The 11099-nt window shown below is 35.7% G+C and carries 16 protein-coding genes; 9 read left to right on the top strand and 7 right to left on the bottom strand.

Features of this window, described 5'->3' with window-relative positions; all coding sequences use genetic code 11:
• Nucleotides 1–8: 8 nt before the first annotated feature.
• From ACKI4K_RS09100 to ACKI4K_RS09110, 3 genes are read right to left on the bottom strand one after another with little or no spacing between them, the layout of a single operon-like run.
• On the bottom strand, nt 9–1151 hold the full coding sequence (locus ACKI4K_RS09100) for a toxic anion resistance protein (RefSeq protein WP_407424396.1): 1143 nt from the start codon (nt 1149–1151) through the stop codon (nt 9–11).
• Between the two features lie 11 nt (nt 1152–1162).
• Nucleotides 1163–1771 (bottom strand): zinc-ribbon domain-containing protein, encoded by a 609-nt coding sequence (locus ACKI4K_RS09105; RefSeq protein WP_407424398.1) that lies wholly within the window; start codon nt 1769–1771, stop codon nt 1163–1165.
• 5 nt (nt 1772–1776) lie between these two features.
• On the bottom strand, nt 1777–2685 hold the full coding sequence (locus ACKI4K_RS09110; RefSeq protein ID WP_407424400.1) for a hypothetical protein: 909 nt from the start codon (nt 2683–2685) through the stop codon (nt 1777–1779).
• Between the two features lie 123 nt (nt 2686–2808).
• Here ACKI4K_RS09110 and ACKI4K_RS09115 point away from each other — a divergent pair, with 123 nt between their 5' ends.
• Complete coding sequence (locus tag ACKI4K_RS09115; protein ID WP_407424402.1) at nt 2809–3330, top strand: nitroreductase family protein; 522 nt, start codon at nt 2809–2811, stop codon at nt 3328–3330.
• A gap of 7 nt (nt 3331–3337) precedes the next feature.
• Here ACKI4K_RS09115 and ACKI4K_RS09120 read toward each other — a convergent pair whose 3' ends face one another.
• Nucleotides 3338–4291, bottom strand: coding sequence for a malate dehydrogenase (locus tag ACKI4K_RS09120; protein WP_407424404.1), 954 nt, complete (start codon nt 4289–4291; stop codon nt 3338–3340).
• A gap of 150 nt (nt 4292–4441) precedes the next feature.
• Here ACKI4K_RS09120 and ACKI4K_RS09125 point away from each other — a divergent pair, with 150 nt between their 5' ends.
• Nucleotides 4442–4738, top strand: coding sequence for a putative quinol monooxygenase (locus ACKI4K_RS09125; RefSeq protein WP_407424406.1), 297 nt, complete (start codon nt 4442–4444; stop codon nt 4736–4738).
• 8 nt (nt 4739–4746) lie between these two features.
• Here ACKI4K_RS09125 and ACKI4K_RS09130 read toward each other — a convergent pair whose 3' ends face one another.
• The gene (locus ACKI4K_RS09130; protein WP_407424424.1) at nt 4747–5169 is read right to left on the bottom strand and encodes an NUDIX hydrolase; all 423 of its coding nucleotides are present in this window, start codon (nt 5167–5169) and stop codon (nt 4747–4749) included.
• A gap of 85 nt (nt 5170–5254) precedes the next feature.
• Between ACKI4K_RS09130 and ACKI4K_RS09135 the strand changes: the two genes are divergently transcribed.
• A complete protein-coding gene (locus ACKI4K_RS09135; protein ID WP_407424408.1) occupies nt 5255–6037 on the top strand; it encodes an NAD(+)/NADH kinase in 783 nt (260 codons plus the stop codon).
• Here the strand turns inward: ACKI4K_RS09135 and ACKI4K_RS09140 are convergent.
• The gene (locus ACKI4K_RS09140) at nt 6030–6269 is read right to left on the bottom strand and encodes a 4Fe-4S dicluster domain-containing protein (protein ID WP_407424410.1); all 240 of its coding nucleotides are present in this window, start codon (nt 6267–6269) and stop codon (nt 6030–6032) included. The two genes, ACKI4K_RS09135 and ACKI4K_RS09140, sit on opposite strands and share 8 nt — an antisense overlap.
• 32 nt (nt 6270–6301) lie before the next feature.
• The gene (locus ACKI4K_RS09145) at nt 6302–6844 is read right to left on the bottom strand and encodes a flavodoxin family protein (RefSeq protein ID WP_407424411.1); all 543 of its coding nucleotides are present in this window, start codon (nt 6842–6844) and stop codon (nt 6302–6304) included.
• Between the two features lie 628 nt (nt 6845–7472).
• Here ACKI4K_RS09145 and ACKI4K_RS09150 point away from each other — a divergent pair.
• From ACKI4K_RS09150 to ACKI4K_RS09175, 6 genes are all read left to right on the top strand, one after another.
• On the top strand, nt 7473–7970 hold the full coding sequence (locus ACKI4K_RS09150) for a hypothetical protein (protein WP_407424413.1): 498 nt from the start codon (nt 7473–7475) through the stop codon (nt 7968–7970).
• A 64-nt stretch (nt 7971–8034) separates the two neighbouring features.
• On the top strand, nt 8035–8754 hold the full coding sequence (locus ACKI4K_RS09155) for a RecB family exonuclease (protein WP_407424414.1): 720 nt from the start codon (nt 8035–8037) through the stop codon (nt 8752–8754).
• Between the two features lie 18 nt (nt 8755–8772).
• Nucleotides 8773–9723 carry a ketopantoate reductase family protein gene (locus ACKI4K_RS09160; RefSeq protein ID WP_407424416.1) on the top strand — a complete coding sequence of 317 codons (951 nt, stop codon included), beginning with the start codon at nt 8773–8775 and terminating at the stop codon, nt 9721–9723.
• A 197-nt stretch (nt 9724–9920) separates the two neighbouring features.
• Nucleotides 9921–10409: a hypothetical protein gene (locus tag ACKI4K_RS09165; protein WP_407424418.1), complete on the top strand. Its 489-nt coding sequence runs from the start codon at nt 9921–9923 to the stop codon at nt 10407–10409.
• Between the two features lie 2 nt (nt 10410–10411).
• Nucleotides 10412–10855 (top strand): hypothetical protein, encoded by a 444-nt coding sequence (locus ACKI4K_RS09170; protein ID WP_407424420.1) that lies wholly within the window; start codon nt 10412–10414, stop codon nt 10853–10855.
• Nucleotides 10856–11099, top strand: a 244-nt coding sequence (locus tag ACKI4K_RS09175; RefSeq protein WP_407424422.1) for a hypothetical protein, incomplete at its 3' end; no start/stop codon positions are given.

An 11099-nucleotide genomic window follows, 5' to 3' on the forward strand; every position in this document is an offset into this window, starting at 1 on the left:
TATCAAAGTTAATCTATTAAATTATTGTTGCCTGTTTCGAGCTTTTCTACAACTTTTTGACCTTCGTCGGCCATGTCACTAAACATCAGTATGGTTTCCTTCATTTTAGGAAGTGCCTGTTCCTTATAGGTGCTTACATCTTCAATGGCGGAAATCGCCTCTGAAAATGAAGCCTTCAAGACCTCCGGTGAAATCATTGCTTCGGCACTGTGCTTCTGGATTTCGCTTCCCTGTTCCTTAAGCATGTGTGAAGTTGACTCGATTATGCTTTCGGTGGTTTGGTTAAGTATGTTGATCTTATCCATTACAATTTTCTGGTCATATAAAGCACTTGCAACCATCACTCCAGTTCTTAGGGCTGAAACTGTTACATTTTTAGCCCTGTCAACGCCGCGAATCAATTCCTTATTGTTTCTTCTGATTACATTAAGTGACACAATTCCCTGCTGGTTTACAACAATCATCTGCTGCATGTCCATAATCCTTTGTCTGAGCGGGAACAACACCTCTTCTCGAACAAAAGCTATCTTGTTAGGGTCTACTCCCTCAAGTTCCGCCTGTTGGATTTGCGCTTCAATGGAATCGTCCATCTGCTTACCAAGCTCAATGTCAGCCAAAAGCTTGTTTGTAACTTCCCTCAGGTAGTTTTCCTCATTCAATAATGTCACATTATCATTTTGCAAGACCTTACTGCTGTTGTTTAAAGAGTCTATGATGTTTGATATTGCGGTTTCTGCCTTTTCATATTTTGCAAAGTATTTGCGAACAGGATTCATCAAATCTCCCAAGAAACCCTTTTTAGTGAAATCGACTTTGCCGGGATCCAAATCCTTCATCTGCCTTTCCAGTTCTGACAGTTTATCCCCAATGTTTTCAGCCTCTTTTCCACCTTTATTGATGTCGACAAATCTGGTGGCCAACATCTCATTTCTTGAAGCGGACTTTGACATGTCATCCATACCGAAATTTTCCAAAGGTCTTAATATGCCTTCTCTTTCAGTGGGATTGTTTAAATCTGTTTCGAAAATTGCTACGGCATTTTCACTAGCCTTATCTTTAATATTGGAATTTTCTAATTTTACTTCTTCTTTTTTAATAGTGTTTTCAACATCCTTTTGTATTTCATCAATGTCTAAGGAAAATTCAGCCATCATATCACCTTTTAATTAGTTTGGTTACCTTGTGGTTTATCAAAATTAAATTTATTTTTATCAGCCTTGCCTGTGAATTCTTTAATGACATTGCCGTCCCGTATTATTTCAACTTTAACGGAATCAACATCAATATACTTATATGAAGTATGATAACCTATAGAAATTGGATAATCACTGTCATAATACACATGAGACAGAGATTCCGTTTCATGACCTACATCAGTGCCGTTCTCATCCAGATAAGTTGTCCTAACAATATATTCCTTTTGATTTGACGGCACTTTTTGGAACAATACCTCCACCCAATAGAAGTAATCTTTATTCTCACTGCTGTAATGCCCGTCAACATCGCTAACAGTTAATGAAAATTCACTGGCTTCCTTTGCCAATGCATCATCTGCATTAGTCTGATTATCTCCATTACCACCCATTGCAAGTATTAAAGCACCACCTACAATAAGAACAAGAAAAATCAATGCTAAAAAGATTTTGCCGTTTGAAAACTTATCTGAAATTTTGGAAGTGCCGGATTTATTATCTATCCTGCATCCGCATTCCAGACAGAAATGAGACTCATCAGGCAACTCTTTTCCACATTTGGGGCAAAACTTTGTCATTTCAATCACTTATACTCTTTTACAGAATCTATTAGGTTCTCCATATCATCAATCAATGATTTTACATCCTCGCCGGACTTGTCTTCGGAACTCATGTTAATGACAAGCTCGTTAGTCAGATCCTCAATCTGGTCGATGATTGACTTTAATGTATCTATCTTACTTTCAAGTTCACTTTCAACTCTCGGTGTATCTTCAAGAGCATATCTGGCAATGCTTATGGCACCATCCGCCTCATGGTAAAAAAGATCATGGGATTTGTCAATAGTAGTCATGAATCTATCATAAGTCATTTGAGGTGGTTCGAAGCGTTTAGCAATCAAATCCCTTACCTTAAGTTCCTTATTATCAAAGACTGATCTTAACTCCTCAACCTCATCCACATATTTATTAAGGGATTGCAGACTTTGCTCGGATTCGATATCCTCCGCTTTTTTGGTTTTGCCAATTTTCGATTGAGTATTGTTGGTGGGTGTCTTATATGCTGTTGTAACATACTGTTTCAGATTGAAAATATAGTACAGATATGCCAACGGAAGTATGAATAAGATTAAAATGAAAAACATCGCAAACCTGTTTCCACTGTAAAAAGCAGGAATGGCCAGACAAATGGCTGCAGTGTAATAAAATCCCAATAATGTTGGAACAGAGTCATTAATCAGCAGTACATCTGAATTATCACCAACACCCCTGCTTAATCTAATTCTTGCAGCTTCTTTTGAGTTGGGAGCATGTTCAAGAATTTCCTCCTCACTTAAAACACCCGCATTAGGTTCCACAATATATTTTAAATCGGAAAATGTTTCAACACATGCCAATTGATTTCCCTTACTGTCATATACCTTGGAATCCTCATATTTTAAGGGAGATTTCAGCCTGTTTATCTCAATAGTTTTTGAATTTTCATTAACCATTTCTATTCTCCAATGATTAAGTTATATTATCTTATATATAATATTAATCCTTTTAAATATATGTATTTAACTTGTTAGTAATCTTAAATCATTATAAAAACAAAAAGATAATCAGGTGATTTGATGGAATTTATCGACTTATTACTTAAAAGGCGTAGCGTTCGCAGATTCAAAGATGAAGACATTCCAAAAAGAGATTTGGAAAAAATCCTTGAAGCAGGTCTTTTAGCACCAACCAGCAGAAACAGGAAACCATGCAATTTTCTGGTTGTTGAAAACAAGGAACCCCTTGAAAAATTAGCCAAATCCAAAGAATCCGGAGCTGAAATGCTTGCCAGATGCGATAAGGCAATTGTTGTTGTTGCAAACACCCTGATTTCTGATACATGGATAGAAGACTCCTCGATTGCTCTCGGGTATATGCATCTAATGGCAGCCAGCTTAGATATCGGCAGCTGTTGGGTTCAAATTCACTTAAGAAAAACCGCTGAAGGCGAGGATTCGGAAAAGGTTGTAAAGGAAATTACCGGCCTTGACGATTACTTCAGAATAGTCGGAATACTTGCATTGGGCATGCCTGACGGCGAGGTGAAGCCGCATGCACTAGAAGATATGGATAAAAGTAAAATTCATTTTTTAGTCTGAATTTTACCTAATCTTCATTCAATTCCAACAAGACTTCATCCGTGGTTTCTTTTACAATGGATGCTGCTTCATAGAACTTATCCTTTTCATAATCATTCATATGAATTGGAACAATCATGGCTATTCCCCTTTTAGACAAAACAACAGGGACACCCAGGGAAACATCACTGACATTTTCAATTTCACCTTCCAGATAAGTGCTTACAGTCAGTATCTTATGGGAATCCGTAATGATTGTGGAAATCAAATTTGAAATAGCATAGGACGGACCGTATTCCGTTGCACCTTTTTTACTTATAATCGTATTTCCCGCATTCTTAAGTCTGTTAATTAGTCTTTTTACATCAACATCAACAGATTTTATGAAATATTTCAATGGAATACCCCCGATTGTTGTTGAGCTTAAAAGGGGAACCATGTGATCTCCATGCTCACCAATAACCCTGGTATGCACCTCCGAACTGTTAATGTTTAAGTGTCGTGACATATAGTTTTTTAGTCTTAATGAATCCAAGTGATTTCCAATTCCGATAACTCTTTTTTTATCGAATCCGGAGTATTTCAATGCCACTGTTGTCATTACATCAACAGGATTTGTCGCGATGAGAATAATTGAATCCGGTGCATGAAGAGCAATTTGCTTTGCATAAGCCCTTACGATTTTAGCATTTGGAACGGACAAATCACGCCTGTTCATTCCCTCCTGTCTTGGAATTCCTGCAGTAATCAACACAATGGCCGAACCTTCAATATCATTAAAGTCAGAGGTTGGAGTCAATCTGCAATCAATGTCTTCAGCAGCCAAAGCATCATACATATCAAAACTTTCACCTCTGGCCTTGTCCACACTTTGAGGCCTTGCATATAAAACAATCTCATCAACCGTATCGGCCCTTGCCAATGTGAATGCCACATTTTTGCCTATCACACCAGTTGACCCTAAAATACTTACTTTAACCATAATCATATTTTGTTAATATTCAATTAAATATTTAACTAAGGACTTGTGACAACATTCTGAAAAAAATGCATAAATTCCTAAAATAATTTCAAAATACATAAGTATCATAAAACAATAACTAATCATAACCACCAAATAGAGGTTGAAATTATGGATTTCATTATTGTTTTAGCTAAAGTATATCCTAAAGATGGTTGCCGGGATACGGTTATTGAATTGGCAGATGATTTGATAGAAAATACTCTTGCCGAAGAGGGAAATATAGACTACCAATTGTTAAAATCTTTAAATGATGATACAGTAACCTTTATCGAAAAATGGAAATCCTTAGATGCGCTGAAGGAACATATGGCATCAGAACACTTCCAGCTGTTCGGCAGTGAAACCGAGGACTTTGTTGAAAACATGGACATCCAAGTTATAGGCGCCGATGAATTGAGCCCATAATCACATTTTTATTTTTTAAAGGCATTTGCAGCCGCTTTTGTAAGCAAACCTTTTTCAATCAGTTCGTCCACCTCTTCTTTTGTAAACCAGTTATATCCATCATGTTCCTCAGAGATTGTTACTTCATCACCCGCAGAGGTCACTTTCATGATTAACTGTATGGATTTGACTTCCTCATTGGTTTTGCAAGCCGTGTAATTGATTTGAACAACATTGTAAAGGGATTCGATTGTAATTTCAAGCCCTGTTTCTTCGAGATACTCTCTTCTTAATGCATCATCAAAAAATTCGCATTTCTTAACTTTACCACCGGGAATTTCCCATTTCCCGGCATCATGACCTGATTTAGACCTTACCTTCAAAAGCAGTATTTTACCGTTGACCTCGCAAATCCCACGAACAGTTAATCCCCACATGTCTTTCATTTTCATCACTAATTAACCATTATGCATTTAAGAATATTTAAAAGCTTAGCTAACAATAATTTTTTTAACTGACTTAAACATAATTAAAAACATGAAGATATACATTAATGAAGATGACCTTAACGAGAATGCGGTTAAAACAAAAGAGTCCCTTATTGAAATTTCAAATGAGTTGGATATTGAAATTGTCAGTGAAATTAATGAATCTGACATTGTCATTTCCATTGGAGGAGATGGAACATTCCTTGAAACTGCAAGATTATGCAATCAAAAACCTATTATCGGAATTAACACAGGAACCATCGGATACCTAACGGAAGTTTCACCCGAAAACATCGCCATGGCACTAACTGACATTTTGAAGGGAAATTATGACATTGAAGATAGGATGATGCTTGAAGGCGAAATAATTAAGCCAACCGGCAGGGAAATTAAAATACCCGGAAGCCTGAATGAGATAGCCATCTCAAAAAACACATTCGGCGTAGTCAGATTTGATGTGATGGTCAACGGCAAGCTCATTAATTCATATACAGCGGACGGCATACTTGTCTGCACTCCAACAGGATCCACCGCATATAACCTTTCCTGCGGCGGCCCCATAGTTGACCCTGCCGCAAACATTATGACTTTAACGCCAATAGCCCCACATTCAATTCTCAACAGAAGCATAATATTGTCTGATGATTCCATTGTAGAAATCAAAATAACCGAACTTAGAAAAGACACAACCTCTTATGCATTATACGATGGAAAAGCAATTGAAGTCTTTAGCGGCGATACGATAAGAATCAAAAAATCGGACAATGTAACAAAAATAATTAAAATAGAGAACAGATGTTTCATAGACAACATCCGTGAAAAGATTAATTAACCGTAATGCAGTCATTAGGACAAATTGCCATGCATACCTTACAGCGCTTACATCCGAATGAATTGCTGACCGATGATTTGTCATCATCCATTATCAATACATTGTTCGGACATGCGACAACGCATTTTTCGCATCCCTCACACTCCTCGAAAGCAATGTCGATGTGGGATTCCTCAACGGCATCTTCGGTTTTTTCCTTTTTGTTTCTTTTAAAAAGTGAACCCAGACCCATAATAATCAAAAAAAAGAAAAGTTTTAATTGAATTAAAACTTCTTACCCAATTCATAAGCCTCTTTTAATTTGTCAGGTTGTTCTTCGGCAACAATACCTGCCGGACCTGCGCTACCCGCATCCACATGGCCAAGAACCTCATATCCCATAAATGTGAACGGTGAGAATTTGGTAAGTTCAATGTAGTCCGCATAGGTTCCTTCAGGTTGGTTTTCAGTGAATATCAATGCTGCCTTACCTGATAAGCTTTTGTCCGGATTTTGACCGATACTATAGAAACGGTCAATTATTAATTTGCCTTGAGCGGTCATTTGCCCATAATAAATTGGGGTTGCAAATATTACGCCATCTGCCGCCACCAATTCATCCAATATTTTGTTTCCATCATCGGCACGTACACATTCCGGGTTTTCAGCACAGTATAAACATGCTTTGCATGGGGCTATCTCTTCCTTTTCCAGATAGTGTTTGACTACCTCTCCGCCGTTTTCCTCAATTCCTCTAATTATTTCATCCATCAATACATCACAATTTCCGCCTTTACGTGGACTTGCTTGAAGTGCTACAATTTTCATTTTCAATCTCCTTGATATTACTTGATAATATTAGTTTATCTAAAAAAATATTTAAATATTGTTTAAAATATCCGAAAATAGTAAAATTCTTAATAAAAAAAAAGCCAGATTTAATGTCTATTGCAGAGAAAAAATCTCTACAATTCCACATTAGACATTAAAATTTTAATCAATTTGTTTCCCAAAGAGGTTTACTTTAAATGTAACTCTCTTATATCATCCCATTATTAGAATGTTATATAAATTAACTATTAATTTTAATAATAGGTAATTAAACAGTTTCTATCTCAGGGAAAATGCCTCACGAAAACTAAGTTTTCAATCCCATCCTTGACTTGTTTATATTAGGCTTGTTGAAGCTATTTTGTAAAATCACAGCCAATTTGAAAAATTGTAGTCCTTAAAACATAATATATAAAGGTTTTGGTAATGATTATAACTGGATTAGTGAAATCCTGCTTAAGTAGTGGATAAAACTTTAGGAAATGTCAATTTCATCCGGTGCGATGATAGTAAGTTAATTTGACACGGAGCATAACATTTCTTAATGATAATTTTACTATCATTGTTTAAAAATTTCGTTAGATTAAATTAATTATATATACTTTATTTATCAAATAGAATAAACATGAAAAACAAAACTCTATATGCCTTACTCATAATACTGCTTGTCATATACGTTGGCGTCAATGTAAGCATTAATGGCTTTAATATTCTTGGTTCCAATGACAACCAAACAGCTGACAGTAAGAAAGCTGTAGATATTAGTTTTCCAAAGATTGATGGCTTCAATCAAACTAAAATAAATGACAGTGCCATCAAATACTTTAATGATGATACTGGAGTGACTATTGAACTTCAAAAAATTGATAACTCTCTAAACATATCGGACATCTTCAATGACTTACTTAAACAGGGCACATATACTTCAAGCCAGAAAGTTGACCAGAATGGAGTGACTACCTATTACCTGTACAAAGAGGGCCAATCAGATTATAGCGCTGAAATTTACTTCAATAAGAATAATCAAAACTTCAGGATAAACGGGGACAACATTACCTATGAAAATAGTGATCACTTCATTGATAATTGCAAAAAAATCATTGACAACATTAAATCAAAGTGAGGGTGAATTCAATTTAATATGAGAGTTTTAACTCTCAATCTTATTTTTTTTAAAGGTTTGAAAAATGAAATTGTCTAAATCAAAAGTAAACTCCTATCTTAAGTGTCCACTGGAATTTAAATTCCAATACATAGATGAAATTGAGGTTCCCGAAAATGAATATATGGCACTTGGAAGCGATGTTCACCTGATAGCTGAAAGATTCACTGAAAAGTTTGGTGACGACATTTCAGACATTGACACATACAATGAGCTTTTAAAAATTGCCCATGAGTTGAATATCGGGTATGACCTGACAACACACATCGACAATCTGAGCTCTTTTTTTGATGAGATTTTCGTTGAAAACGATTACCGGTTATTTTGTGCCGAAGAGTATTTGCTTGATGAGGAGCACAGGTTTTCAGGAATATGCGATATTATCCTAGAGGATGGAAATGGTGAATTGGTTGTAATTGACTATAAAACCAGCAAATCCAACTCGTTTTCCAGATATCGCCGGGAATTATGTTACTATAAGCTGCTTGTGGAAAATGTATACGATAGGAAAGTCTCAAGCGTAGGGGTGTTTTTTACAAAAAGCGGCAGGCTGAGACTGTTGGACGTTTGCGAAAAGGACAACAAACGCAAATATCTGAACCAATGTGAAATAGATGATGCCGTGGATACGATGTATGAAGTGAGAAACAACATAAACAATGAGATATTTCCGCCAAAAAAACAATACATATGTAGGTTTTGCACCTATAAAGACATATGTGACGAATATCTTTTCAAATATTGAATAATGGGAATTATAAAAATGAATATCTTAATAATTGGTGCTGGTGCTGTTGGAATTGGACTTGCAGCATCCGTTAAATCTCAAGGTGCGAACATATCCATTCTTGCAAGAGAAAATACAGCAAAAGCCATAAAAGAAAACGGAATCAAACGATGCGGACTGTTTGCACATTACTCATTTGACAGCAGTGAAATTGATGTATACGAAGACTATGAAAATATTGGAGATGACCTGTTTGACTATATTTTCATAACAAGCAAGACGACTGCAAATGAAGACATTGCGCTAAACCTAAATCGGAACAGGGGAATTCTGAAAAAGGATGGCAAGCTCATCATTTTCCAGAACGGATTTGGAAACGATGAAGCCTATCTGAAATATTTCCCCAAAGATAAAGTTTTCTCGGCACGCGTAATCACCGGCTTTAGACATCCCGAAAGGCACATCAGTGAAGTGACCGTTTATACGGAACCCATCCTAATCGGTTCGCTTCAAAAAGAAGATCCGGAAGAGTTACAGGAAATAGCCGATATGATAACATCATCCGGAATAAAGTGCGAGCTTACAGATGAAGTCGACAAATATCTTTGGGCAAAGATGCTTTATAACTGCGCCTTAAACCCATTAGGAGCGATACTTGATGTGAATTACGGCAAGCTAACCGAAAATGAATATTCAATAGAAATAATGGACAAAATCATTGATGAAATCTTTGAAGTGATTAAATCTTCAGGCTATTCGACACTCTGGGATACTCCCGATGAATACAGGGACGTTTTCTATTCCAAATTAGTTCCTGACACCTATAACCATTTCTCATCAACCCATCAGGACATCCAAATGAAAATTAAGACGGAAATCGATTCGCTTAACGGAAAAGTTATTGACCTTGGAACAAAAAACAATGTTGATGTGAGTACAAACAAAATTATCTATAACCTAATCAAATCTATTGAAAGTGATTTCTAATTACCATTAAGATACTAAAACTTTATATAGGTTGAAAATTAAAATAGTATTGTTCATATTGTTATATACTATTTTTTTATAATATGAACAATGGTGATGGTTGAAATGAGCATTCGTTTGTATTCCTTTAGTGGTGTTTAGGAAGAGAATGTTCATTTGTTTTTAAAAACTTTTTTTATGATTATTATGGTGATATAATGAGTGAACTTAAAGAATTAATAGAAAGATTCATTGAACTTGATGATGATTTAAACGAAAAAATCGAAAAATATCTTGAAACCGCCGATGACATTGATGAAAAATTTGACAAAGAAAACGAAGAACAAATCAATGAGTTAAATGAGATTTATCACGAAATAGAACATAGCGTACACAATGAAGAATTCATTTTTATTACTAATGCAAGCAGTGAAGAAAAAGAAGTTGTCGCTTTAATTGTCAGTGATGAAGAAGAAGATGTTGAAGAATTCGTTATTCCAATTTACACTGACGAAGAAGAAGCGAATATAGCTATTGAAGAGTTTAAAGAGCAATTTGGTGAAAGCGAATTTCATATAGATAAAAAAACTGGTGAAGAGATTATAGCTGACCATTCAGATGATGAAGATTTCATTGGCCTTGCAATCAACGCACCACAATGGGACTTTGTTATAGCTAGTGAAGATGTACACGACTGCAGTGAATAGATATGGATCCTAAAGACTACGAAGATTATCAAAAAAATAATGTCAAGGCTTCAAAAAGCCAGCTTAAGGAATATATCCAAATATATGCAGATATGGCAAAAAAGCTTAAAAGCGAAAGCGCAATTGAGCTTGAAGCTATAAAGGCCAATATCAAAAAGGAATATCCGAATGAGATATACTTCACATTGGTTGATGAGCAAGAAAGACCCGTGAAATTAACTCTTACAGAGTCAAGCAAAGAATACATTATCCCTGTTTTTACAGACATTAGAGAATATGCCGTTGGAAGCGCTAAAATTTCCAAACTGTTTTTGGATAAGCTTGAAATGAAAGTAGTCACACCTGACGATATTGCACAAATGGCTGATGAGGATGAACATTTCCAGGGTTTTGTGATTAATCCCCACTCACAAAACTTCAATATGGACAGGAACGGGAGTTTTTAAATGAAGTTCATTTGCCCTGCAATAGGTGAAGACCATGAAAAGGACTTTCTTGTGATGGGAAGCCTTGAAGATTTTAAGATAATTGTCTTTTCAAGTCTTGAAGATTATGAAAAAGGCTGTGAATATCTTGAATTAACTGAGTATAAACCCTGTGAAGTCAGTATTGAATTATTTCAACAACTTGCAAAAAAAGATGAGGAATTTTCAGGCATTATCCTAGATATTCATTCTAAAAACAAAATTA

It is taken from the genome of Methanobrevibacter sp. (assembly GCF_045644645.1).
Lineage (GTDB): Archaea > Methanobacteriota > Methanobacteria > Methanobacteriales > Methanobacteriaceae > Methanocatella.

What these genes read in the sequence shown, in the direction of transcription:
- ACKI4K_RS09100 (WP_407424396.1), bottom strand. Translation starts at nt 1,151, where the DNA reads ATGGCTGAATTTTCCTTAGACATTGATGAAATACAAAAGGATGTTGAA.
- ACKI4K_RS09105 (WP_407424398.1), bottom strand. Translation starts at nt 1,771, where the DNA reads ATGACAAAGTTTTGCCCCAAATGTGGAAAAGAGTTGCCTGATGAGTCT.
- ACKI4K_RS09110 (WP_407424400.1), bottom strand. Translation starts at nt 2,685, where the DNA reads ATGGTTAATGAAAATTCAAAAACTATTGAGATAAACAGGCTGAAATCT.
- ACKI4K_RS09115 (WP_407424402.1), top strand. Translation starts at nt 2,809, where the DNA reads ATGGAATTTATCGACTTATTACTTAAAAGGCGTAGCGTTCGCAGATTC.
- ACKI4K_RS09120 (WP_407424404.1), bottom strand. Translation starts at nt 4,291, where the DNA reads ATGGTTAAAGTAAGTATTTTAGGGTCAACTGGTGTGATAGGCAAAAAT.
- ACKI4K_RS09125 (WP_407424406.1), top strand. Translation starts at nt 4,442, where the DNA reads ATGGATTTCATTATTGTTTTAGCTAAAGTATATCCTAAAGATGGTTGC.
- ACKI4K_RS09130 (WP_407424424.1), bottom strand. Translation starts at nt 5,169, where the DNA reads ATGAAAATGAAAGACATGTGGGGATTAACTGTTCGTGGGATTTGCGAG.
- ACKI4K_RS09135 (WP_407424408.1), top strand. Translation starts at nt 5,255, where the DNA reads ATGAAGATATACATTAATGAAGATGACCTTAACGAGAATGCGGTTAAA.
- ACKI4K_RS09140 (WP_407424410.1), bottom strand. Translation starts at nt 6,269, where the DNA reads ATGGGTCTGGGTTCACTTTTTAAAAGAAACAAAAAGGAAAAAACCGAA.
- ACKI4K_RS09145 (WP_407424411.1), bottom strand. Translation starts at nt 6,844, where the DNA reads ATGAAAATTGTAGCACTTCAAGCAAGTCCACGTAAAGGCGGAAATTGT.
- ACKI4K_RS09150 (WP_407424413.1), top strand. Translation starts at nt 7,473, where the DNA reads ATGAAAAACAAAACTCTATATGCCTTACTCATAATACTGCTTGTCATA.
- ACKI4K_RS09155 (WP_407424414.1), top strand. Translation starts at nt 8,035, where the DNA reads ATGAAATTGTCTAAATCAAAAGTAAACTCCTATCTTAAGTGTCCACTG.
- ACKI4K_RS09160 (WP_407424416.1), top strand. Translation starts at nt 8,773, where the DNA reads ATGAATATCTTAATAATTGGTGCTGGTGCTGTTGGAATTGGACTTGCA.
- ACKI4K_RS09165 (WP_407424418.1), top strand. Translation starts at nt 9,921, where the DNA reads ATGAGTGAACTTAAAGAATTAATAGAAAGATTCATTGAACTTGATGAT.
- ACKI4K_RS09170 (WP_407424420.1), top strand. Translation starts at nt 10,412, where the DNA reads ATGGATCCTAAAGACTACGAAGATTATCAAAAAAATAATGTCAAGGCT.